The following is a 22,317-nucleotide window of genomic DNA, read 5'->3' as shown; positions in this document are numbered from 1 at the left end:
TAAATGTGGGAGCGGGCTTGCTCGCGAATGCAGACACTGCGGTCTATCGGCTCATGCACAAGAACTGCATCCGCTCGATATATGCCTGAATCTCACGCATCGCTGTCTCCCGGTTTTCAAACGGCCCCTCCAGCGTGTGCTCCCGCGTGGTGAAATACAGCTCTCCATTCACACGACACAAGCGGTCACAGCGAAAGTGGGTGGCGGGGGCGTTGTCTTGGGCGCGCATGCCGTACATGGGCGATCTCCTGCGGGTGACGGTTTCAATGAGCTTATGCATGAACCACTTACCCCGCCTGGCCACCTGATCGACGGCATATCGTCAACTTTATGCTGCGACCTGCACAGTTTCATTCGCGGCCCGTTGGCAACTGTCCCTGTGTCGCGCCCCGGTCTGAGCCTAGAATGACCGTTTTCGCCAATCGGCTTCGGGGTCAGCATGCATATTTCATCGGGTCGCTGGGTTTATGGTCTGTGCCTGGCCTTGCTGACTGCGTTGCTGTGGGGAATCCTGCCGATCAAGCTCAAGCAAGTGCTGCTGGTGATGGACCCGGTGACGGTGACCTGGTTTCGCCTGCTGGTGTCCGGTGGTTGCCTGTTCATTTATCTGGCGGCGACCAAACGCCTGCCGAGTCGCAAAGTCCTCGGCCCGCGCGGTGGCTGGCTGGTGTTGATGGCGGTACTCGGACTGGTCGGCAACTACGTGCTGTACCTGATGGGCCTGAACCTGCTCAGCCCCGGTACCGCGCAGCTGGTGGTGCAAATGGGCCCGATCATGTTGCTGATCGCCAGTCTGTTCGTGTTCAAGGAGCGTTTCAGCGTGGGGCAGGGGATTGGCCTGTTGGTGCTGCTGATCGGCTTTGCGCTGTTCTTCAATCAGCGTTTGAGCGAGTTGCTCACCTCCCTGACCGATTACACCGCCGGTGTGCTGATGGTGCTGTTGGCGTCCACGGTCTGGACCTTCTATGCCTTGGGCCAGAAGCAGTTGCTCACGGTGTGGAATTCGTTGCAGGTGATGATGGTGATTTACCTGTTCTGCGCGCTGTTGCTGACGCCATGGGTGCATCCGCTGGAGGCGCTGCAATTGAGCCCGCTGCAAGGCTGGCTGTTGTTGGCGTGCTGTTTGAACACGCTGATCGCTTATGGCGCCTTCGCTGAAGCCCTGGCCCATTGGGAAGCCTCACGGGTCAGTGCGACGCTGGCGATCACACCGCTAGTGACCTTTGCCGCCGTGGCCGTTGCCGCGTGGTTATGGCCGGAGTATGTGCATGCCGAACAGATCAATGGCCTGGGTTATGGCGGGGCGGTGTTGGTGGTGCTCGGGTCGGCGCTGGTGGCGTTGGGGCCATCGTTGATGGCGGGGCTCAAGGCCCGGCGGGTGCGGATGGCATTGGGTCGATAGACCGCGTCATCGTTCTTCGCGAGCAAGCCCGCTCCCACAGGTGACCGAGTTCTATCAGAGGAATGCGGTCGAATGTGGGAGCGGGCTTGCTCGCGAAGACTGACGGTCAGGTGCTAAATTACTTTCAGATTCACCCCTGCTTGCCAGCCTCCAACATGTCCTCCGGCCTCACCCACGTGTCAAACTCTTCATCCGTCAGATACCCCAGCTGCAACGCCGCCTCTCGCAAGGTCAGCCCCTCGCTGTAAGCCTTCTTGGCAATCTCGGCCGATTTGTCGTAGCCAATATGCGGATTCAGCGCCGTCACCAGCATCAAACCTCGTTCCAGATGCTCAGCCATCTTCTCGGCATCCGGCTCCAGCCCGGCGATGCAATGCTGCTGGAAGTTGCTGCAGCCATCGCCCAGCAAGCGGATCGACTGCAGCAGGTTGTGGATGATCACCGGTTTGAACACGTTCAATTGCAGGTGGCCCTGACTCGCCGCAAAACCGATGGCAACGTCATTGCCCAATACCTGACAGGCCAGCATCGACAGCGCTTCGCACTGAGTCGGGTTGACCTTGCCGGGCATGATCGAGCTGCCGGGCTCATTGGCTGGCAGTTTCACTTCGGCAAACCCTGCTCGCGGGCCGGAGCCCAGCAGGCGCAGGTCGTTGGCGATTTTCATCAGGGTCACGGCAAGGGTTTTCAGGGCGCCGGAGAGAGTGACCAACGGTTCGTGACCGGCCAGGGCGGCGAATTTGTTGTGGGCGGTGACGAACGGCAGGCCTGAAAGGGCGGCCAGTTCAGCAGCGATCGCTTCGCCAAAACCGTGGGGCGAGTTCAATCCGGTGCCGACCGCAGTGCCGCCCTGAGCCAGCTCACAGACGGCCGGCAACGCGCTGCGGATCGCCCGCTCGGCGTAATCCAGTTGTGCGATGAACGCCGAGAGTTCCTGGCCGAAGGTAATCGGCGTGGCGTCCATCATATGGGTACGACCGGTCTTGACCAGTTTCATGTGCCGTGCGGACAACTCAGCCAACCCGCCAGACAACTCGCTGATCGCCGGCAGCAAATGCTGCTGCACCGCCTTAGCCGTCGCGATGTGCATGGCCGTGGGGAAGCAATCGTTGGAACTCTGGGAGCGGTTGACGTGATCGTTGGGGTGCACCGGACTCTTGCCACCGCGCGGGTTGCCGGCCAGTTCGTTGGCGCGACCGGCGATCACTTCGTTGACGTTCATGTTGCTCTGGGTGCCGCTGCCGGTCTGCCAGACCACCAACGGGAACTGCTCGTCGTGGTCGCCGTCGAGCACTTCGTCGGCGGCCTGTTCGATCAGCCGGGCGATGTCGGCGGGCAGGTCGCCATTGCGATCGTTGACGCGCGCCGCCGCTTTCTTGATCAGGGCCAGGGCGTGCAGCACTGCCAGCGGCATGCGCTCGTTGCCGATGGCGAAGTTGATCAGCGAGCGTTGCGTCTGAGCGCCCCAGTAAGCGTCATCCGGGACTTCCACCTGGCCCAGGCTGTCGGTTTCAATACGGCTCATCATGCACACTCCTGTCGGTCTGATAGCGCAGTTTAGGCCGTGATCGTCGGCCGTGGTTCCATCAGTCTGGAATTTGACCGTTCAACCCTTCTAAATCAGGCGCTACAAGGCTTGGGGTTGAGTGACACACTTTTTTAGGTGCAGAATGGACGCCCTTGAGGTTTTGCCTCGCCTGCTAGAAAAGGAAACTCGATGACTCGTCTTCGTGCCATCTGTACCGCGGTTGCACTGGTTTGCGCCAGCGGCCAGGTTTTTGCCGATACCGCCAGCCACAACGCCAGTGCCGAAGCTTTCCTGACCCTGGCGCACGCTGACAAATTGGGCACTCCGGTGTACATGCAAGTGCAGCAAATGTTCGCTCAGCGCTTTGAACAGACCAAAGCCCCTGAATCGAAAAAAGCCCTGCTGGAAACCTATCAAGCCAAGGCCAACGCCGCTCTGGACGCAGCCATTGGCTGGAACAAGCTGAAGCCAGACATGGTCAAGCTTTACACCACCAATTTCAGCGAATCCGAGCTCAAGGATCTGGTTGCGTTCTACCAGTCGCCACTGGGCAAGAAAGTCCTGGAAAAAATGCCGCAGCTGACTCAGCAATCGGCCCAGATGACTCAAGCCAAGCTGGAAAGCGCGGTGCCGGTGGTCAACAAACTGCTGGCTGACATGACGGCCGAGCTGGAGCCTAAAGGCGCCGCCGCTCCTGCCAAGAAAAAGCCTTAAGCGGAGTTCGGGATGACCATGCAACAACGCATCGAATCGACGCTCGGACTGCTACAGCCCGAGCATCTGCAAGTGCTGGATGAAAGCCACATGCACAGCCGTGGGTTACAGACCCACTTCAAGGCGGTGGTGGTCAGCCAGCAGTTCGAAGGCCTCAATCGCGTCAAGCGTCACCAGAAGGTGTACGGCACTTTGGGCGAACTGATGGGCGAGTTCCATGCGTTGGCGCTGCATACCTACACGCCGGAAGAATGGGCACAGATCGACGCGGCCCCGGCTTCGCCGACCTGTGCTGGCGGCAGCAAGCATTAAGCAGATCAAAAGATCGCAGCCTGCGGCAGCTCCTACAGGGTTGCGCAAGGCCGTGCTTTTGTAGGAGCTGCCGAAGGCTGCGATCTTGGCCATCTAAAGCCAATCGCCGCTGTTTTTTGCTAGAATCCGCAACGCGCCGCTCACCCGGCGCGTTTTTTTTCGCATCCGGTTCACCCCTTACGAGGGTAGCCACCTGGAGAATTACCCATGACACAACAGATTGTCGTGGCGGCACTGTATAAGTTCGTCACCCTGGAAGATTACGTCGCCCTGCGCGAGCCGCTGCTGCAAGCAATGGTCGACAACGGCATCAAAGGCACGCTGCTGATCGCCGAAGAAGGCATCAACGGCACCGTGTCCGGCAGCCGTGAAGGCATTGACGGGCTGATGGCGTGGCTCAAGAATGACCCACGCATGGACGACATCGATCACAAAGAGTCGTACTGCGATGAGCAGCCGTTCTACCGCACCAAAGTCAAACTCAAGAAAGAAATCGTCACCCTCGGCGTCGAAGGCGTAGACCCGAACAAAAAGGTCGGCACCTATGTGGATCCACAGAACTGGAACGCGCTGATCAGCGATCCTGAAGTGCTGTTGATCGACACCCGCAACGACTATGAAGTCTCGATTGGCACCTTCGAAGGCGCCATCGATCCGAAGACCACCAGTTTTCGCGAATTTCCCGACTACATCAAAGCCAATTTCGACCCGGCCGTGCACAAGAAAGTCGCGATGTTCTGCACCGGCGGCATTCGCTGCGAAAAGGCCTCGAGCTACATGCTCAACCAGGGTTTCGATGAGGTTTATCACCTCAAGGGCGGCATCCTGAAGTACCTCGAAGAGGTGCCCCAGGAAGAAACCAAATGGCAGGGCGACTGCTTCGTGTTCGATAACCGCGTAACCGTGCGCCACGACCTCAGCGAAGGCGACTACGATCAATGTCATGCATGCCGTACGCCCGTCAGTGTGGAAGACCGTGCATCCGAGCATTACGTGGCCGGCATCAGTTGCCCGCATTGCTGGGATAAGCTGAGCGAGAAAACCCGGCGCAGTGCCATCGACCGGCAGAAGCAGATCGAACTGGCCAAGGCGCGCAATATGCCGCACCCGATTGGTTACAACTACAAGCAAACTCCTTCCGAGGCTTGAACCATGTCTGCACGTCGCCTGCTCTATGTGATGGACCCGATGTGTTCCTGGTGCTGGGGTTTTGCACCAGTCGCCAATGCGCTGGTCGAGCAGGCGCAGGCAGCGGGGGTGGACGTGCATCTGGTCGTCGGCGGTTTGCGCACCGGCAGCGGCTCGGCGCTGGAGCCGACTACCCGGCGCTACATCCTTGAGCACTGGCAAGCGGTGCACGAGGCCACCGGCCAACCGTTCAAGTTTGAAGGCGCGCTGCCCGATGGATTCGTCTACGACACCGAGCCTGCGTGTCGGGCGCTGGTGACGGCGCGCAGCCTGGCACCGGATTGTGCGTGGAAACTGCTCGGGTTGATTCAGCATGCGTTCTACGCCGAAGGTCGCGACGTTACCCACGCCAGTGTGTTGGTGGAGCTGGCAGAGCAGGCCGGTTTACCGCGCATCGAGTTCGCCGCCGCCTTCGACCGTGCCGATCAGCACGCAGCCACCGCTGCCGATTTCACCTGGGTCCAGGACCTGGGCATTGCCGGTTTCCCGACTTTGCTGGCAGAGCGTGATGGTCAATTGGCGTTGCTGACCAATGGGTATCAACCTTTGAGTGTGTTGTCACCGTTGCTCGGCCGCTGGCTGGAGCGCGCTGCCTGTGCATGACCTGCCCGACGACGTTCCAGCCCCTGCACGTGTCGACCGTCTGAGCTGGGCGGAAATCCGTCGCCTGGCCCTTCACCATAAAAAATCCTTGTGGATCGCCAACGGCGTCGCGGTATTGGCAACGCTGTGCAGCGTGCCGATCCCCTTGCTGTTGCCGTTGCTGGTCGACGAAGTGCTGCTGGGCCACGGCGACGCCGCGCTGAAAATCATGAACCTCGCGCTGCCTGACGTCTGGCAGAAAGCCGCGGGTTACATTGGCCTGATGCTGCTGGTGACTCTGGCACTGCGCTGTGCGGCGTTGTTGTTCAACGTTGTGCAGGCGAAATTGTTTGCGGCGCTGGCCAAAGACATCGTGTATCGGATCCGGGTGCGGTTGATCGAGCGGCTCAAGCGTATTTCGCTGGGGGAATACGAAAGCCTGGGCAGCGGCACGGTGACTACGCACCTGGTGACCGACCTGGACACGCTGGACAAATTCGTCGGCGAAACCCTCAGTCGTTTCCTCGTGGCCATGCTGACGCTGGTGGGCACCGCCTCCATCCTGATGTGGATGCACTGGAAACTCGCGCTGCTGATCCTGCTGTTCAACCCGTTGGTGATCTATGCCACGGTGCAGTTGGGCAAGCGGGTCAAACACCTGAAGAAACTCGAGAACGACAGCACCTCGCGCTTCACCCAGGCCTTGACCGAAACGCTGGATGCCATCCAGGAAGTGCGCGCCGGTAATCGACAGGGCTTTTTCCTCGGTCGGCTGGGCCAGCGAGCGCGTGAAGTGCGCGATTACGCAGTGAACTCGCAATGGAAAACCGATGCATCGAACCGTGCCAGCGGCTTGCTGTTCCAGTTCGGCATCGATATTTTCCGTGCCGCGGCCATGCTCACTGTGCTGTTTTCCGACCTGTCCATCGGCCAGATGCTGGCCGTGTTCAGCTACCTGTGGTTCATGATCGGTCCGGTAGAACAACTGCTCAACTTGCAGTACGCCTTTTACGCCGCTGGCGGTGCGCTGTCGCGGATCAACGAGTTGCTGGCCCGTGCTGATGAGCCGCAATACACCGGCAGTGTCGACCCGTTCCAGGGGCGCGACACGGTGGGCATCGAAGTTCAGGGGTTGAGTTTCGGCTACGGCGACGAGTTGGTGTTGAACCAAATGAACCTGTCGATTGCTCCTGGTGAAAAGGTTGCGATTGTCGGCGCCAGCGGGGGAGGGAAAAGCACCCTGGTGCAGTTGCTGCTGGGCTTGTACACGCCGCTGGCTGGCACCATCCGTTTCGGTGGTTCGACTCAGCAAGAGATCGGCCTGGAAACCGTGCGCGAAAATGTCGCCGTGGTCTTGCAGCATCCGGCACTGTTCAACGATACCGTGCGGGCCAACCTGACCATGGGCCGCGAACGCAGCGACGAGGCCTGCTGGCAGGCATTGGAAATTGCTCAACTGCACAACACGGTGCGTGAATTGCCCAACGGCCTGGACAGTATTGTCGGGCGCTCCGGTGTGCGTTTATCTGGCGGGCAGCGTCAACGCCTGGCGATTGCGCGGATGGTGTTGGCCGAACCCAAAGTGGTCATCCTCGACGAGGCCACGTCCGCCCTGGACGCGGCCACCGAATACAACCTGCACCAGGCACTGGCACGGTTCTTGAGCAACCGCACCACGCTGATCATTGCGCACCGGTTATCGGCCGTGAAGCAGGCCGACCGGGTGCTGGTGTTCGATGGTGGGCAAGTTGCCGAGGATGGCGACCATCAGCAATTGATTGCCGATGGTGGGTTGTACGCCAAGCTTTATGGTCATTTGCAGAAAATGTAAGTTAGTTCCAGAGCACCTGAAGCGAGCTTTCGGCACCCTCATGGCCGAACTGTTTCATCACCACCGAGCACGACCCGCAGGGACGCATCGTCGTCGCCATGTCGACGGAGCGGATTTCCTTCGGGTCCGGATATTTCTCCCGAATCACGCTGATCAGTTTGCTTTCACTGTCCAGCAAGGTGGGCCTGTTCGTCTGAGCCGGTTTGTAGTTGCCGATATCCTTGATAGTGAGGGGGACGGCCAATATCTTGCCCTCGGCCGTGACTTTGAGGGCGGTTCTCGGGAAAGCCTGATTGAAATCGATGTTGATGTACGTTGTATCGCCGATTCGGACATGATTGGCACCCAGATGTCGAAACAGCGGCAAACGGGTGGTGCTGCCCTGAGCGCCGGAAACACTGACGTAGATTTCTCGATGTCCCGAGACCGGCGTCACTTCGGCGAAGGCAATATTTCTGGCATTGAACGGACGCTCGTGTATGGGCAACAGGCTTTGCAGTTTCTGCATTGTTTTGTCGATCCGCAATGCGGCATTGGCGTCTTTGGGGTTGATGGTGGGCGACAGAAACAGGGTATCGAAAATTTCTGCTGTTTTTTGCCGGAAGGCTTGCGGTGCTTCCTTGCTGCGTGTCCAGGTGGTTGCCCCTTCCGGTAGCTGAGTGACGATCATTCGGGTCGAGTGATCGAACATCAAGGCCTCGCCGGGGCTGGTGTCCACCTTCAACCATTTCATGTTGCCGGACGGCGTAGCCGTGGTACCGATCGGAATGGCGATATCTTCCATGGTTTTCATGGCGCGCTCGACGGCCTCGATCCCGTGGATGCGGGCGATGTTGTTGGCATTCAGCGAGCCGGTGTATACCCGTAACAGCTCCTCCCCGAGCGTGCCGTCAGCCATCTCTGTTTTCGCCAAGCGTTTGAAGGTCAGTGATCCGCTCAGACTGTTTCCTTTGGGTACTGTCGCCAGATAGTACTGGTTGGTGTTGACCCGGGTGAAAACATGGGTGGCCGTATCATCAATGTTTGACACCAAAATGGCCCCGACCCGATGCAGGTCATTGGCGTCCTCATATGTTCCACGGATCTCAATACGCGCGTAAATGCCTTTGCGAAACTCTATGGTGGCGGTGATGTTCTTGCTCGGTACCAGATGGCTTTGGGCGAAACCCAGGCTTCTCAGGTCGCCATCGAAGCGTCTTCCCACGTTGTCACTAACTCGGTAGATCGCGCCATCGAGCGTGAGAAACTGACCTTCGTGCCCGATTCTGCCCGTCGGCGTGGAGAGCCGGTCACCAAACCACAGCGCGTAGCCTTTAGTTTCGTCGAATGAGTCAGGTTGGGGTGTCGGAACGGGATTTGCAGTCACATAACTGTTGATACAGATATTTTCCCCGGGGGCGCGGCGCGGGCGGCACGGAATAAGTTTCAGTGCTTCGCTGTCATCAATCAGGTCAACTCGACGTAGGGTATTGCCATCCAGCCGGTAAGGGACATCATCGAGAAACAGCGTGGTTCGGCCATCGACTTCAAGTATTTCTCGAACACGGGTGTTTTCAGCAACCTCGACCATCACATGGCCGTTTTCTCTTTTCAGGGGGCTGTAGTGGGATCGCCCTGGCAGAAGTTCGCCTGATGTGGAGTGAAGTAAAGGGCCGTAGGGCTTGGACGATAACGGATCAACCAGGCGATAGTTGACCTCGCCAGAGGAGGCCAGGTTTCGTACCGGTACGTCGTCAATGCCTCTGATAGTCGCTAACTGATCGCCGCTCGCCAACGGCTTCCAACGGCCAGGGTTGCTGATCTGCGGCAGACTGTGCGTGAAATCATAGTGACCCGCTTTGCCCGCCAATTGCTTGATTCGGAAAATTCCAGATCGAACCAGCCCCTTGTATCCCAATATCTGGACCAGTGAGACCGCCATATCGGCAGGGTTCAGAGCTTGCAAAGTCAGAATCGTTGCCTCTTTGATCGTTAATGAAAATATCGGCAGCCTCATCCTTAGAGCCAATCGTCCGGGATTTATAATCAGTCTCAATGACCCAGCGGCAAATTTACCGATGGGACTGACAAACGGAACCAGATCCACTGAAATGCCGAATGCGCCATTCACCATGCGTTCCGGTTCTCCGGAATCCAGATCTTCAATATTTGTCCAGAAAGGTACGAATGCCTTTATGGTTTTTCTTGTCTTGTCCAGGCTGGCAGCCTCACGTTCAAACTCCGTCTCTCCATAGGCGGTAGCGCGAAGCACCTTTGGGTCTTGGAACAGTAATTGGGTGGCGATGAAGTTGCTGATTTCCTTACAGCGACTTGAGTTGATTGACATCGGGAGTTCATCGATGGCGCGCGATGGTGCCAGGAATGTATGACCCAGTTGTTCGATGATAGCCTCGCACCTGACTGGACTTTTCGGTTTTACATCGTTGGCATGGGCGTCCCAGTCAAAAGGCAATGTCTGATTGCTCAAAGTCTCGACGGAGTTGGAGTACATGCCTATCGGCCAGTTTTCGTAGGTGAGCACTCCGCCGAACAGGGTTGGGGCAAGGTTGTCGATGCGACGTATAATTCCCGCCCTCGGTAGCAGTTCGATGGTGCTGGTAAGACCGTTAAAGGTTGCTACTAACAGCAAGCCATTGCGGGCACGCAGCGGTAAAATCTTGTCAGACGTTTCGTGTTTGGCTTCTACACGAAACGTTTGCTTCCTCAGGGTATAAATTTTGAGTTCGCCCAGTTCCAGGGTCTGTCGATCAGAATATGTCAGCGACGCCAATAGATTGTTGATCAGCGTTGCGTAGGCTGCTGTCAGTGATTGCAGATGGCTCAGGAATTTCTCGTCAAACTGTTTCTTGACCTCGGGCAAGGTGCCGGTTGGCCCATTCGAACCAAAAAAACCCTCGCTCCGTATATTTCGATGCTCATCTATTGATATTTCAAGTCTTGTGAGGGTGTGATCGTTTCTCGCAATGTACCAAGGTTTGCCATCATCAAACTTATCTGATGCCACAACTTCGGCTGCCGAATAGAAGTCATAGCCTTTGCCTGGGAGAGTCGGAGTATCTTTCCCGCGTGAATATTCGTGTCTTTTTCGTGCCAACAGATGTTCTTTCCAATACCAGTGTTTATCTTTGGCTCCGAACCGTATTACTTTTGGCGTCAAGGTCGTTTCTACTGCCGCTTGCGCAATGGACAATCGTTTGGGCGGTTCCTTGTTGAGCTGAATGATCGCTTCACTGAGGTTTGCGATGTGTTTATCCAGTTCCGATTGCGCCCGTTCTATATGAAGTTGCGTGAACTCTTCTCGTCGTTTTTGCGGAATGAATCCCTGTGTTACCGCCCAATCCAGAGTCGGAAGCAATCTCGCCAGGCCAATCATTTCCGTCTGTTCTGCCGATGCACCCTCCGTTCGCTCGAGGGGCAGCCTGGTCAATTGCTCGAAATTGAATCTGGTCAACGCTCCGGGGTCGGTTGCGTTGATCAGGTTCACGCCATTCACGAAGTTTACCCAGACGAAAGAACTCCTATAGGGCAGATCGGACGGAATATGGCTGACACTGAACTCGGCTGGAAATTGGCGAAGGAACAGCCTGGCGATGACAATGGCCTCTTTTTCCGACGATGCCTGCATTGATGTGAGCAGATGGGTTTCGAACTCGCCCCTAATGGATGGGTAGCTCTTCCCCCAGTTTGAGCGAGCCTGTAAATCGTAACCGGCGATTCGTTCGGGAATGTCGGTGGGAGGTGACTGGAACCAGATCTCAAGTGCGTTGGCGACGACCTTGGTGCGAATGCGTGGCGAGTTTTCCTCTGCTGGTTTGCCCCCATACCAATCCATTGCGGACAGCAGGTGATACCCCAATTTTTCTGCTTCCGGGCTTTCGAGGATTTTCTTGAGAAAAACGGTTGGCTGAGCACGAATCTGTTCAACCGTGGCCGATGAAAGTATGTCTTGAGCCAGAAGAGCCAGGAGGGACGAAGTTTTATCGGACAGATAAGTTTGGATTATTGTTTTGAGTTCGCGGGCAGCGATCCCATAATGTGTTTTTTTCAATCCGACTTGGGAACGGATGTCAGCAGCTGACAGGCCAGCAAGGGATGACTTGAGGCTGTGCTTCACAGGGCTAGGTCGAAAATCCAGGATGTTGAAGTCTTCTTCAAGCCCCAGTTGAAAGCTTGCGATCTTTTCTTCCAGGGTATCTATGGCTGCTTGGTGCTGCTCGGCGTGTGTCGGACTCCATGGAGTCATTCCGTAAAACGTGGCCATGCCGAAGAAGGGAATGAGTCGGTCATGGCGGATATGTCCACCCAGTAACGTGACCGACTTTTCGATTCGGGTTTGATGATTTTTCCATTTCGCATTCCCTGTCAGGTTCAGTACCGTCTCGTGTTGACCGTCGAGATTTGATGTTTCATAAACATATGCGCCATCTTTCAACGTGACAGTCAGGTTGCGCGGGGACACGTTATTGGTCTTGCACAAGGCTTGATAGTCGGAGTCTTCGAGCAACTGCTGCAACGCGATTTGACCCTTTTCGTTTTCCTGATCCAGGGGGGAAAAGGAACAAGGCTGCATAAGCTTGTTCTTGTAATCAGCCAGCGATGTCGACTTCAGGCGCATAAAAGACAGCAACAATTCATAATCCCGAATCTGCCCTTGGTCGACCTGAGCGGCAGTAGGACGGGGCGTGACCGGGTTGCTTGTTGCGCCAGTGACAGGTGGTTTTTGCATAGTGTGGCTTCTCTTTCTCGTATTGGTCGGTTTTCCGCAGTTTCGCGGGTGCCTGGCTGCCAATTACAACGACATGAGAGAGAGACCGTGCGGTATATGTATATCGCAAAGGGATCGAAATGCTGTTCCTTGCCAGTGACAACCGGTTCTTACTTGCCGGGATCACGAACGCACCCTAGTCTAGCTGTAGCACTATCTCCGGACGATGATAGAGCAGTGTTAAGACAAGGGACCTCATGAAGCAAAAAAGGACTCTCGGAACCCCTCGGTTGTTGGGCATCGTCTGGCCTTTTATCGCCGTCGTGTTATTTCAGGCATTGTTGGGAGGCGTCAGCCTTTACGTTCTTTCGGCGGTTCGCGGCTACGTCGGCGGTGAGAGCCTGTGGTCCAAGGGCCAGAAAGACGCCATCTATTACCTCAATCTCTACGCCGACAGTCGCGACGAAACGATTTTTCTCAAATACCAGAACGCGATTGCGGTACCTCAGGGTGGCCATGAATTGCGTCTGGCGCTGGATCATCAGCCACCGAATATCGAGGCGGCGCGGATCGCGATCCTCAAGGGTGGCAACCACCCGGACGACGTCTCCAGCGTTATTTGGCTGTACCTCAATTTCCGGCACTTCAGCTACCTTGAAAAAGCCATCGACCTCTGGACGGTCGGTGACGCGTACCTGGTGCAACTCGATGACGTCGCGCGGGAGATGCATCAGCGCATTGCCGATAGCCAGGTCACCGATGCCGACATCAAGCGCTGGAAGGACCAGATTTTTACCATCAACGAAGGCGTGACGCCTGCCGCCAAAGCGTTCAGCGACGCCTTGGGCGAAGGCTCGCGGGTGATTCTCCGACTGCTGTTGGTGACGAACCTCGCCACTGCGCTGGGTTTGATTGTGTTGGCCCTGCTGCGCACTCATAAACTGCTCAAGCAGCGCCATGCCTTCGCCGATGCCTTGCAGTTGGAGAAAGACCGGGCACAGATCACTCTGCAATCGATTGGCGATGGAGTGATCACCACGGATGTCGAGGGTGCGATTGCCTATATGAATCCGGCCGCCGAAGCCTTGACTCACTGGAAGGCCGAACAGGCGGCGGGGTTGCCATTGGCGGCGTTGTTCAATCTGCTGGACGAGAACGCTCAGGCCGACGGCTTTACCTTGATCGAGCACATTTTGAGCGGTCAGCTCAGCGGTGGCAGCGAGCATTCCAAACTGATCCAGCGTCTGGATGGCAGCACGGTGTCGGTCACTCTGGTCGGCGCGCCGATTCGCAATACGGGCAAGGTCAGTGGCACCGTGCTGGTGCTGCACGACATGACTCAGGAGCGGCAATACATCGCCAATCTGTCCTGGCAGGCGACCCATGACGCCCTGACCGGGCTGGCCAATCGCCGCGAATTCGAATATCGCCTCGAACAGGCCCTGCATAACCTGACGCGCCAGACGGGGCGTCATGCCTTGATGTTTCTCGATCTGGATCAATTCAAACTGGTCAACGACACCTGCGGTCATGCCGCGGGCGACGAACTGTTGCGGCATATCTGTGCGTTGTTGCAATCAGGTTTGCGCGAAGGCGACACCCTAGCCCGATTGGGTGGCGATGAGTTCGGCATTCTGTTGGAAAACTGTGCGCCGGAAGCGGCCGAGAAAATCGCCGAAGTCCTGCGCCAGACCGTGCAGAACCTGCACTTTGTCTGGAAAGGCCGGCCGTTCGTGACCACCGTGAGTATCGGGCTGGTGCATGTGGCCCAGAGCCCGACTACCCTCGAAGCTTCGCTGCGTGCCGCTGACATGGCTTGTTATATGGCCAAGGAAAAGGGCCGCAACCGGGTTCAGGTCTATCACGCCGACGATTCGGAGCTGTCCCTGCGCTTTGGCGAGATGGCCTGGGTGCAGCGCCTGCATGTAGCGTTGGAAGAAGACCGTTTTTGCCTGTACGCCCAGGAAATCGCGCCCCTTGGCGCTGACGAGCAGGGCCGCGGGCATATCGAAATCCTGCTGCGTCTGCATGACGAAGCGGGGCGCATGATTCTGCCGGACAGTTTCATACCGGCCGCCGAGCGCTACGGTCTGATGACGTCGATTGACCGTTGGGTAGTGGAGAACGTTTTCAAAGTCATTGCCCAGTGCATCGCTGAAGAGCGCGAAGGGCCGTTGGCCATGTGTGCGATAAATCTGTCAGGTACTACTATCGGAGATGAGGCGTTTCTGGGCTTCCTTCGTGAACAGTTTGTTGCATATTCAATTCCGCCCGAAATGATTTGTTTTGAAATTACAGAAACCAGCGCGATTGCAAATCTGGGTAGTGCAATTAGATTTATCAATGAACTCAAAGGCTTAGGTTGTCATTTTTCGCTGGATGACTTTTGCGCTGGTATGTCTTCATTCGCTTACTTGAAACATTTACCTGTAGACTTCCTGAAGATCGACGGGAGTTTCGTAAAGGATATGCTGGACGACCCGATTAACCGCGCCATGGTCGAAGTGATCAATCACATCGGTCATGTCATGGGTAAGCGCACGATTGCCGAGTTCGTTGAAACACCTCAGATCGAGCAGGCATTGCTGGAGATCGGGGTGGATTACGCTCAAGGGTATGTGATTGAACGCCCGCATCTGTTTACCTGGGATAGTTTGCAAAGTCGTCCTGCCCGGCCCCGACCTTTGTTGTTCAAGGCGCCGGGCACGTTCCGTTGAAACTCTTGCTGATCTAAAAAATCACAATCAAAAGGAGCGCGACAGTGATCGACACATTCAACAGAACCGGACCACTCATGGAAGCCGCAAGTTATCCCGCCTGGGCTCAGCAACTGATCCAGGATTGCAGCGAGAGCAAGCGCCGGGTTGTCGGACACGAACTGTATCAACGCATGCGCGATAACAAACTCAGCGCAAAAACCATGCGGCAGTACCTTATTGGTGGCTGGCCGGTGGTCGAACAGTTCGCTTTATACATGGCACAGAACCTGACCAAGACCCGTTTTGCGCGCCATCCTGGCGAAGACATGGCGCGTCGCTGGCTTATGCGCAACATTCGCGTCGAATTGAACCATGCCGATTACTGGGTGCATTGGAGCCGTGCTCACGGTGTCAGCCTGGAAGATCTGCAAGCCCAACAGGTGGCCCCTGAGCTTCACGCCTTGAGCCACTGGTGCTGGCACACCAGTTCGTCGGATTCGCTGATCGTGGCCATCGCCGCCACCAACTACGCCATCGAAGGGGCGACGGGGGAGTGGTCGGCCCTGGTTTGCTCCAATGGTGTCTACGCGGCAGCGTTCCCCGAGGAAGATCGCAAGCGGGCCATGAAGTGGTTGAAGATGCACGCCCAGTATGACGATGCCCATCCATGGGAAGCGCTGGAAATCATCTGCACCCTGGCAGGCATGAACCCGAGCAAAGCACTGCAAGTGGAATTGCGCCAGGCTGTCTGCAAAAGTTACGACTACATGTATCTGTTCCTGGAACGTTGCATGCAGTTGGAACTGGCAGTGAAAACCCCGGTAGCCCGTGAGCGGATGGAGCTGGCCGAAAGCTGATCCTCTGAAAGCACACAAACCAAATGTGGGAGCGGGCTTGCTCGCGAAGACGGCTTAACATTCAACAGAGATGCTGAATGTCAGACCGCTTTCGCGAGCAAGCCCGCTCCCACATGGGTTATGCAGCGTTGCTGAAATATCAGCCCGCCATCGCAAGGCGGTTACGCCCCTCACGCTTGGCCACATACAGCGCACTGTCGGCCCGTCGCAACAAACTCTCGGCAGACTCGCCGGGTAGCAGGGTCGAGCAACCGATGCTCACCGTCAGCTCGATCATCTTGCCCTCGGCCTCATAGTCTTGAGCCTGCGCCGCAAACCGCAGTCGTTCACCGATCATGGCCGCAGCTTCCCGGCTGGTGTTGGAAAGCAGGATCAGGAATTCTTCGCCACCAAACCGGAACACCATGTCGACGTTGCGCAGCTGGTTTTTGATTGAGGCTGCGACGGCCTTCAGCACTTCGTCGCCGGCGCTGTGCCCGTAGGTATCGTTGATGTGTTTGAAGTGATCGATGTCCAGCATCAACAGCGACAGGGGCTGCGAGTGTCGCCGCGACATCTCGATTTCCCGTTCCAGCGTCTGATCCATAGCAATGCGGTTGCCGGTATCGGTCAGCGGATCACGCAATGCACTTTGGGTGGCCGCTCGGTAGAGCAGGGCGTTTCGCATGGGGAAGAGCAGGGTCGACAACAGTGACTCCAGGTTGCCCTGTTCCTCTTCGCTGAAACGCTGATTGCGACGGAATACCAGCTCACCCAATTGCTCGCCTTCATGGCTGAGGCTGTAGCTGATTGAATGATGACCCCGTGCACCGAATTGCAGGCGCAAGTCGCTGGGCTGATGTTCGTAATTCAAGGCATCCAGCGGCACAATGCGCTGAATTTCACGGAAGAAAAGTCCGAGAATGCGTTGCGGCTCAAGACTGGTTTGCAGTTGCAGGCCCAGCGCTTGGCGCAACTGCGCAAGACTGACGGGCCGCTCCAGGAGGGGAGGCTGCTGACCAAAGCCCAGGCGTTGCAATTTGGCACTGTCGAAGTCAATTGCGTTGGTCTGGGAAGGTGATTTCATATGGCGTGAGCCCCTAAGCAGTAAGGCTGTCTTACAGGCTGGGTGAGAGCGGCTTTGGGCTGCGCGTCATACTGGTCCATCAGTCCCGTAGGACATTTGGCACGAGTTTAGTCCGCTTTGCCGAAGATTAGGTGACCTCTCGGCTGAAGCTCCGCCTCGTCTGCTTTCACACGGCGTGTCTGAACAAAATTAGAGCGAAAGTCGTGCCATTCGGTTCAGTCGAATAAAAAGCTTTAAAAATCAAAATGCTGGAAGGTCATGCGAGAGGAGTTGCGGAGGGTTATGACATTTATTTGACTTGAAGCGGGGGTAGTTACCACCGAGTTCGAGTGCCGCGGCGGGAAGCCGTCGCGGCAGAAAAGCGACGCACGGGCGTTACTGAGCGTTGAACGCCTGGCCATTGATGCCGGTACTGTCCGGACCCATCAGGTAAAGGTAGACCGGCATGATCTCCTCGGGTGTCGGGTTGTTCAGCGGGTTTTCACCGGGGTAGGCCTGAGCGCGCATGCTGGTGCGGGTAGCGCCGGGGTTGATGCTGTTGGAGCGCACGGGTGCCACTGTATCCACTTCGTCGGCCAGGGTTTGCATCAGGCCTTCGGTGGCGAATTTGGAAACGCCGTACGCGCCCCAGTACGCACGACCCTTGCGACCGACGCTGCTGGAGGTGAACACCACCGAGGCGTCCTGAGACAGCTTGAGCAGTGGCAACAGGGTGCTGGTGAGCATGAACATGGCGTTGACGTTGACGTGCATGACGCGCATGAAGTTCTCGCCGGACAACTGCTCGATCGGTGTGCGCGGCCCGATGATCGAGGCGTTGTGCAGCAAGCCGTCGAGATGGCCGAACTCGGTCTCGATCATGGCTGCCAGTTCATCGTATTGATGAGGCAGTGCGGTTTCCAGGTTGAACGGAATCACGGCCGGTTGTGGATGCCCGGCCGCTTCGATCTCGTCGTAGACCTGAGTCAGGTTGGCTTCGGTCTTGCCCAGCAACAACACGGTGGCGCCATGGGCGGCGTAGGTTTTTGCAGCTGCAGCACCGATGCCACGGCCAGCGCCGGTGACCAGGATGACCCGGTCCTTGAGCAATTCAGGGCGGGCGGAATAATCAAACATAAAAAACCTCAACATAATCCGTTAACAGGGCCGAAAAAGATCGCAGCCTTCGGCAGCTCCTACGCCGATCGCGGTCTCCTGTAGGAGCTGCCGCAGGCTGCGATTTTTTGATTTGAATCAGCAACTGCACAAAGCGTTATCCAACACCTCGACCAGCGCCAGGGGATGATCGATCACCACGTCCGCGCCCCAGTGCTTCGGGTTATCGTCCGGATGAATATAACCGTAGGTCACCGCGCAGGTTTTGGTGCCAGCATCACGGCCGGACTCGATGTCTCGCAGGTCATCGCCCACAAACAGCACACTGGCCGGGTCCAGGTCGAGCATCTTGCACGCCAGGATCAACGGCTCCGGATCCGGTTTACTGTTCTTCACATGATCGGGGCAAATCAGCACCTTCGAACGTTCGGCCAGGCCCAGCTGCTGCATGATCGGCTCGGCGAAACGTACCGGTTTGTTGGTGACAACGCCCCAGATCAGGTTGGCCTTTTCGATTTTTTCCAGCACCTCGGCCATGCCGTCGAACAGATGACTGTGGACCGCGCAACCCTTGAGGTAGCGGTCGAGAAATTCCTGACGCAGTTCCTCGAACCCCGGCGATTCCGGGTCCATGGAAAAGTTTGCGGCGACCATCGCTTTGGCGCCGCCGGAAATTTCATCGCGAATGTATTGGGTGTTGATGGGCGGCAAACCACGATCAGCGCGCATCGCCTGGCAGATGGCGATAAAATCCGGCGCGGTGTCGAGCAGGGTGCCGTCCATGTCGAAAAGGACTGCTCTGATACGCATCGGCTTACTCCTCGCGCAGGGTCTGGATCATGTAGTTGACGTCGACATCGGCGGCCAGCTTGTAGTGCTTGGTCAGCGGATTGTAGGTCAGGCCGATGATGTCCTTGACGGTCAGGCCGGCCATGCGGCTCCAGGCGCCAAGCTCCGAAGGGCGGATGAATTTCTTGAAGTCGTGGGTGCCGCGCGGCAGCAGCTTCATGATGTATTCGGCGCCGACGATGGCGAACAGATAGGCCTTCGGGTTGCGGTTGATGGTGGAGAAGAACACCTGGCCGCCCGGTTTGACCATTTTGAAACAGGCGCGGATCACTGACGACGGATCTGGCACGTGTTCAAGCATTTCCAGGCATGTCACCACGTCGAACTGCTCTGGCATTTCTTCGGCCAGGGCTTCGGCGGTGATCTGCCGGTACTCGACGCTCACGCCGGATTCCAGCTGATGCAGTTGGGCGACGGCCAGCGGCGCTTCGCCCATGTCGATGCCCATCACGGTCGCGCCGCGTTGAGCCATGGCTTCGCTGAGGATGCCGCCGCCGCAACCGACGTCGAGGACTTTCTTGCCGGCCAGATGGACGCGCTCGTCGATCCAGTTGACCCGCAGCGGGTTGATGTCGTGCAGCGGTTTGAACTCGCTTTCGCGGTCCCACCAGCGATGGGCCAGGGCTTCGAATTTGGCGATTTCGGCGTAGTCGACGTTGCTCATGGTGTCAGTCCTCTAAAACTTGAAAAATCCTGTTGCCCCGGTTTTGGTCCAGGGTGCTTACGATTCGGTATGGCCGCTGATGCGCCTGCCCCAGGCCTTGGCAGTGGCACACAGTTGCGCCTCATCCAGGCGGGTCAGGCGGGTCAGGCGGCGATCGTCGAGCAGTTGCTTGCCAGCGACCCAAAGGTGTTTAACGCAATCGCGGCCAGTGGCATAGATAAGCTGCGAAACCGGGTCGTAGACCGGTTGCTGTGCCAGGCCCGACAGGTCGAACGCAACGATGTCCGCCGCTTTGCCGACTTCCAGTGAACCCGTCTCGGCTTCTATTCCCAGCGCCCGCGCGCCATTGAGCGTGGCCATGCGCAGGGCGCGATGGGCGTCCAGCGCCGTGGCGGAACCGGCGACGGCCTTGGCCAACAACGCAGCGGTGCGGGTTTCACCGAGCAGGTCGAGGTCATTATTGCTGGCCGAGCCATCGGTGCCGACCGCCACGTTGACCCCGGCCTGCCACAAGCGCTCAACCGGACAGAAACCGCTGGCCAGCTTCAGGTTCGACTCCGGGCAATGAATCACATTGGTGTTACTTTCTACCAGCAGCACCAGGTCTTCATCGCTGATCTGGGTCATGTGAACGGCCTGGAGGCGCGGCCCGAGCAGGCCCAGGCGGCCAAGGCGGGCCAACGGGCGCTCGCCGCACTGCTCGACCGACTGCTGCACTTCGAAAGCGGTTTCATGGACGTGCATGTGAATCGAGGCGTCCAGCTCTTCGGCGATCACCCGGATTTTTTCCAGGGTTTCATCGCCCACGGTGTAGGGTGCATGGGGCCCAAAGGTGATTTTGATCCGCTCGTGATGCTTGAGATCGCCAAATAATTCGACGCCCTGACGAATGGCTTCATCCGCCGTGGCGGCGCCTGGAATCGGGAAATCGAGGATCGGAATGGCGATCTGGGCGCGAATGCCGCTGTTATGTACGCGTTCGCTGGCGACCTTCGGGAAGAAATACATGTCGGAGAAACAGGTGATGCCGCCTTTGATCTGCTCGGCAATGGCCAAGTCAGTGCCATCATGTACGAAAGCCTCGTCGACCCACTTGGCTTCGGCCGGCCAGATGTGGTTTTCCAGCCAGGTCATCAGCGGCAGATCGTCGGCCAGGCCGCGGAACAGCGTCATTGCCGCATGCCCGTGAGCATTGATCAGCCCAGGGGCGAGCAACATGTCCGGCAATTCGCGGACTTCGGTTGCGTTAAACTTCAAGGCTGCTGCACGCGGGCCGATAAATACGATACGACCGTCGCGGATGCCCAGGGCATGCTCTTTAAGGACCACGCCAGCCGGTTCGACGGGTACCAGCCAGGTCGGCAGCAATAACAGGTCGAGCGCAGCGGTGGGGGTCGGCATCGAAAGTCGGTTCCAGTGCTTTTGTAAAGGATGGCGAAGTATACCCGAGCGTCTTCGCGGGGGGATCGCTATAATCGGCGGCTTTTGTTCATGAGTGCGGGGTAAGTGGATGCGCGATCGACTGTTGGCTGCGGAGAAGGTGAAGGCCATCGATTGGCGTGATGGCACCCTGTATCTGCTGGATCAGCGTATTTTGCCGTTCGAGGAAACCTGGATCGCCTACACCAGCGCCACGGGTGTGGCCGAAGCCATTCGCTCGATGGTGGTGCGCGGCGCGCCGGCCATTGGCATCAGTGCGGCGTATGCCATGGTGCTGTCAGCCCGCGCCCGAATTACCGAGGGCGGTGACTGGCAGGCAGCGTGGGAAGAGGATTACGCGTTACTGGCCGATTCCCGTCCAACAGCGGTTAATCTGTTCTGGGCCTTGAGTCGCATGCGTGACCGCCTGGACCGCCTCAAGGAAGACGCAGACCCTCTGGCGGCGCTGGAGGCCGAAGCCATCGCCATCCATGAAAGTGATCGCGAAGCCAACCTGACCATGGCTCAACTGGGTGTTGATCTGATCCGCAAGCATCAGGGCAACGCCCAGGCAATCCTCACCCATTGCAACACCGGCGCACTGGCCACCGGCGGCTTCGGCACGGCGCTGGGGGTGATTCGCGGGGCTTTCATCGAGGGCATGGTCGAGCGCGTTTACGCCGACGAAACCCGGCCATGGCTGCAAGGTTCGAGATTAACCGCATGGGAATTGGCCAATGAAGGCATTCCGGTGACGCTCAATGCCGATTCCGCCGCCGCGCACATCATGAAAACCAAGGGTGTGACCTGGGTTATCGTCGGCGCTGACCGAATCACCGCCAATGGCGATGTGGCGAACAAGATCGGTACCTACCAACTGGCGGTCAACGCCATGCACCACGGCGTGCGCTTCATGGTGGTGGCGCCGAGTTCGACCATCGATATGAACCTGGCCAGCGGCGACGAAATCCCCATCGAAGAGCGCGATGGCCGCGAGCTGCTGGAAGTTGGCGGCAAGCGGGTGGGGGCGGATGTCGATGCATTCAACCCGGTGTTCGACGTGACGCCTGCGGATTTGATCGACGCGATTGTCACCGAGAAAGGCATCGTCGAGCGGCCTGATACGGCGAAAATGGCGCAGTTGATGTGCCGCAAGCGGTTGCATTAAGGCTCTTTGGCGTCTGATAAATTGCCTTCGCGAGCAAGCCCGCTCCCACATTGGGCCGAGTCGGTCGCAGAATTTGTATGCGACACCGATCCAATGTGGGAGCGGGCTTGCTCGCGAAGAGGCCCTGACAGTCAACAAATATCGCTGATCAGGCCCCTGATTCTCCATTCAACACGGCTCTAAGCCCCTCTCGTCCCTTTCAAGCCTGTCACCGGTCAACTAACTATGCTCCATGCGC

At 57.6% G+C, this 22,317-nt stretch carries 17 protein-coding genes; 9 read left to right on the top strand and 8 right to left on the bottom strand.

The window, feature by feature from the left end; all coding sequences use genetic code 11:
* Positions 1-43 precede the first annotated feature (43 nt).
* Positions 44-238 (bottom strand): DUF6316 family protein, encoded by a 195-nt coding sequence (locus AB7M29_RS26620; protein ID WP_123357760.1) that lies wholly within the window; start codon positions 236-238, stop codon positions 44-46.
* A gap of 201 nt (positions 239-439) precedes the next feature.
* Between AB7M29_RS26620 and AB7M29_RS26615 the strand changes: the two genes are divergently transcribed.
* The gene (locus AB7M29_RS26615; protein WP_217854132.1) at positions 440-1,402 is read left to right on the top strand and encodes a DMT family transporter; all 963 of its coding nucleotides are present in this window, start codon (positions 440-442) and stop codon (positions 1,400-1,402) included.
* 130 nt (positions 1,403-1,532) lie between these two features.
* On the opposite strand, the gene AB7M29_RS26610 is transcribed toward AB7M29_RS26615, so the two are convergent.
* Positions 1,533-2,927, bottom strand: a complete 1,395-nt coding sequence (locus tag AB7M29_RS26610; protein WP_123723130.1) for a class II fumarate hydratase — start codon at positions 2,925-2,927, stop codon at positions 1,533-1,535.
* Positions 2,928-3,119: 192 nt separating this feature from the next.
* On the opposite strand from AB7M29_RS26610, the gene AB7M29_RS26605 reads away from it, so the two are divergent.
* The 5 genes from AB7M29_RS26605 to AB7M29_RS26585 all read left to right on the top strand — a co-directional run bounded on the left by AB7M29_RS26605 (position 3,120) and on the right by AB7M29_RS26585 (position 7,557).
* Complete coding sequence (locus AB7M29_RS26605; protein ID WP_008005911.1) at positions 3,120-3,644, top strand: DUF2059 domain-containing protein; 525 nt, start codon at positions 3,120-3,122, stop codon at positions 3,642-3,644.
* A 12-nt stretch (positions 3,645-3,656) separates the two neighbouring features.
* Positions 3,657-3,956: a BolA family protein gene (locus tag AB7M29_RS26600; RefSeq protein WP_052964137.1), complete on the top strand. Its 300-nt coding sequence runs from the start codon at positions 3,657-3,659 to the stop codon at positions 3,954-3,956.
* Between the two features lie 207 nt (positions 3,957-4,163).
* Entirely contained in the window at positions 4,164-5,105 is a 942-nt protein-coding gene (trhO, locus tag AB7M29_RS26595) for an oxygen-dependent tRNA uridine(34) hydroxylase TrhO (RefSeq protein WP_008005914.1), read from the top strand.
* Between the two features lie 39 nt (positions 5,106-5,144).
* A complete protein-coding gene (locus tag AB7M29_RS26590; protein WP_187326510.1) occupies positions 5,145-5,747 on the top strand; it encodes a DsbA family protein in 603 nt (200 codons plus the stop codon).
* Complete coding sequence (locus tag AB7M29_RS26585) at positions 5,740-7,557, top strand: ABC transporter ATP-binding protein (RefSeq protein WP_217854130.1); 1,818 nt, start codon at positions 5,740-5,742, stop codon at positions 7,555-7,557. The genes AB7M29_RS26590 and AB7M29_RS26585 overlap by 8 nt, the downstream gene beginning before the upstream one ends.
* Position 7,558: 1 nt before the next feature.
* On the opposite strand, the gene AB7M29_RS26580 is transcribed toward AB7M29_RS26585, so the two are convergent.
* Complete coding sequence (locus AB7M29_RS26580; protein WP_454248377.1) at positions 7,559-12,283, bottom strand: hypothetical protein; 4,725 nt, start codon at positions 12,281-12,283, stop codon at positions 7,559-7,561.
* Positions 12,284-12,519: 236 nt separating this feature from the next.
* Between AB7M29_RS26580 and AB7M29_RS26575 the strand changes: the two genes are divergently transcribed.
* Both AB7M29_RS26575 and AB7M29_RS26570 read left to right on the top strand, forming a co-directional pair.
* The gene (locus tag AB7M29_RS26575; protein ID WP_454248376.1) at positions 12,520-14,979 is read left to right on the top strand and encodes an EAL domain-containing protein; all 2,460 of its coding nucleotides are present in this window, start codon (positions 12,520-12,522) and stop codon (positions 14,977-14,979) included.
* A 77-nt stretch (positions 14,980-15,056) separates the two neighbouring features.
* Entirely contained in the window at positions 15,057-15,818 is a 762-nt protein-coding gene (locus AB7M29_RS26570) for a TenA family transcriptional regulator (RefSeq protein WP_225922857.1), read from the top strand.
* Between the two features lie 139 nt (positions 15,819-15,957).
* On the opposite strand, the gene AB7M29_RS26565 is transcribed toward AB7M29_RS26570, so the two are convergent.
* From AB7M29_RS26565 to AB7M29_RS26545, 5 genes are all read right to left on the bottom strand, one after another.
* Positions 15,958-16,884 (bottom strand): GGDEF domain-containing protein, encoded by a 927-nt coding sequence (locus tag AB7M29_RS26565; protein ID WP_052964127.1) that lies wholly within the window; start codon positions 16,882-16,884, stop codon positions 15,958-15,960.
* A gap of 375 nt (positions 16,885-17,259) precedes the next feature.
* Positions 17,260-18,000 carry a YciK family oxidoreductase gene (locus AB7M29_RS26560; protein ID WP_007899713.1) on the bottom strand — a complete coding sequence of 247 codons (741 nt, stop codon included), beginning with the start codon at positions 17,998-18,000 and terminating at the stop codon, positions 17,260-17,262.
* Between the two features lie 117 nt (positions 18,001-18,117).
* A complete protein-coding gene (mupP, locus tag AB7M29_RS26555; RefSeq protein ID WP_454248375.1) occupies positions 18,118-18,789 on the bottom strand; it encodes an N-acetylmuramic acid 6-phosphate phosphatase MupP in 672 nt (223 codons plus the stop codon).
* A 4-nt stretch (positions 18,790-18,793) separates the two neighbouring features.
* Positions 18,794-19,492, bottom strand: coding sequence for a bifunctional 2-polyprenyl-6-hydroxyphenol methylase/3-demethylubiquinol 3-O-methyltransferase UbiG (gene ubiG, locus AB7M29_RS26550; RefSeq protein WP_007899720.1), 699 nt, complete (start codon positions 19,490-19,492; stop codon positions 18,794-18,796).
* A gap of 57 nt (positions 19,493-19,549) precedes the next feature.
* Complete coding sequence (locus AB7M29_RS26545) at positions 19,550-20,893, bottom strand: TRZ/ATZ family hydrolase (RefSeq protein ID WP_454248374.1); 1,344 nt, start codon at positions 20,891-20,893, stop codon at positions 19,550-19,552.
* 109 nt (positions 20,894-21,002) lie between these two features.
* On the opposite strand from AB7M29_RS26545, the gene mtnA reads away from it, so the two are divergent.
* Positions 21,003-22,079, top strand: a complete 1,077-nt coding sequence (mtnA, locus tag AB7M29_RS26540) for an S-methyl-5-thioribose-1-phosphate isomerase (protein ID WP_454248373.1) — start codon at positions 21,003-21,005, stop codon at positions 22,077-22,079.
* Positions 22,080-22,317 lie beyond the last annotated feature (238 nt).

The organism is Pseudomonas sp. F-14 TE3623 (genome assembly GCF_053629015.1).
The sequence above is the reverse complement of the archived record's forward strand: the minus strand, read 5'-3'. Positions and strand labels throughout refer to the sequence as shown.

Bases quoted from the DNA above. Each gene is read 5' to 3' on its own strand.
- AB7M29_RS26565 (WP_052964127.1), bottom strand. From the start codon at position 16,884: ATGAAATCACCTTCCCAGACCAACGCAATTGACTTCGACAGTGCCAAA.
- AB7M29_RS26560 (WP_007899713.1), bottom strand. From the start codon at position 18,000: ATGTTTGATTATTCCGCCCGCCCTGAATTGCTCAAGGACCGGGTCATC.
- AB7M29_RS26605 (WP_008005911.1), top strand. From the start codon at position 3,120: ATGACTCGTCTTCGTGCCATCTGTACCGCGGTTGCACTGGTTTGCGCC.
- AB7M29_RS26580 (WP_454248377.1), bottom strand. From the start codon at position 12,283: ATGCAAAAACCACCTGTCACTGGCGCAACAAGCAACCCGGTCACGCCC.
- AB7M29_RS26610 (WP_123723130.1), bottom strand. From the start codon at position 2,927: ATGAGCCGTATTGAAACCGACAGCCTGGGCCAGGTGGAAGTCCCGGAT.
- AB7M29_RS26615 (WP_217854132.1), top strand. From the start codon at position 440: ATGCATATTTCATCGGGTCGCTGGGTTTATGGTCTGTGCCTGGCCTTG.
- AB7M29_RS26620 (WP_123357760.1), bottom strand. From the start codon at position 238: ATGTACGGCATGCGCGCCCAAGACAACGCCCCCGCCACCCACTTTCGC.
- trhO (WP_008005914.1), top strand. From the start codon at position 4,164: ATGACACAACAGATTGTCGTGGCGGCACTGTATAAGTTCGTCACCCTG.
- AB7M29_RS26590 (WP_187326510.1), top strand. From the start codon at position 5,145: ATGTGTTCCTGGTGCTGGGGTTTTGCACCAGTCGCCAATGCGCTGGTC.
- mtnA (WP_454248373.1), top strand. From the start codon at position 21,003: ATGCGCGATCGACTGTTGGCTGCGGAGAAGGTGAAGGCCATCGATTGG.
- AB7M29_RS26545 (WP_454248374.1), bottom strand. From the start codon at position 20,893: ATGCCGACCCCCACCGCTGCGCTCGACCTGTTATTGCTGCCGACCTGG.
- AB7M29_RS26570 (WP_225922857.1), top strand. From the start codon at position 15,057: ATGGAAGCCGCAAGTTATCCCGCCTGGGCTCAGCAACTGATCCAGGAT.
- ubiG (WP_007899720.1), bottom strand. From the start codon at position 19,492: ATGAGCAACGTCGACTACGCCGAAATCGCCAAATTCGAAGCCCTGGCC.
- AB7M29_RS26575 (WP_454248376.1), top strand. From the start codon at position 12,520: ATGAAGCAAAAAAGGACTCTCGGAACCCCTCGGTTGTTGGGCATCGTC.
- AB7M29_RS26600 (WP_052964137.1), top strand. From the start codon at position 3,657: ATGACCATGCAACAACGCATCGAATCGACGCTCGGACTGCTACAGCCC.
- mupP (WP_454248375.1), bottom strand. From the start codon at position 18,789: ATGCGTATCAGAGCAGTCCTTTTCGACATGGACGGCACCCTGCTCGAC.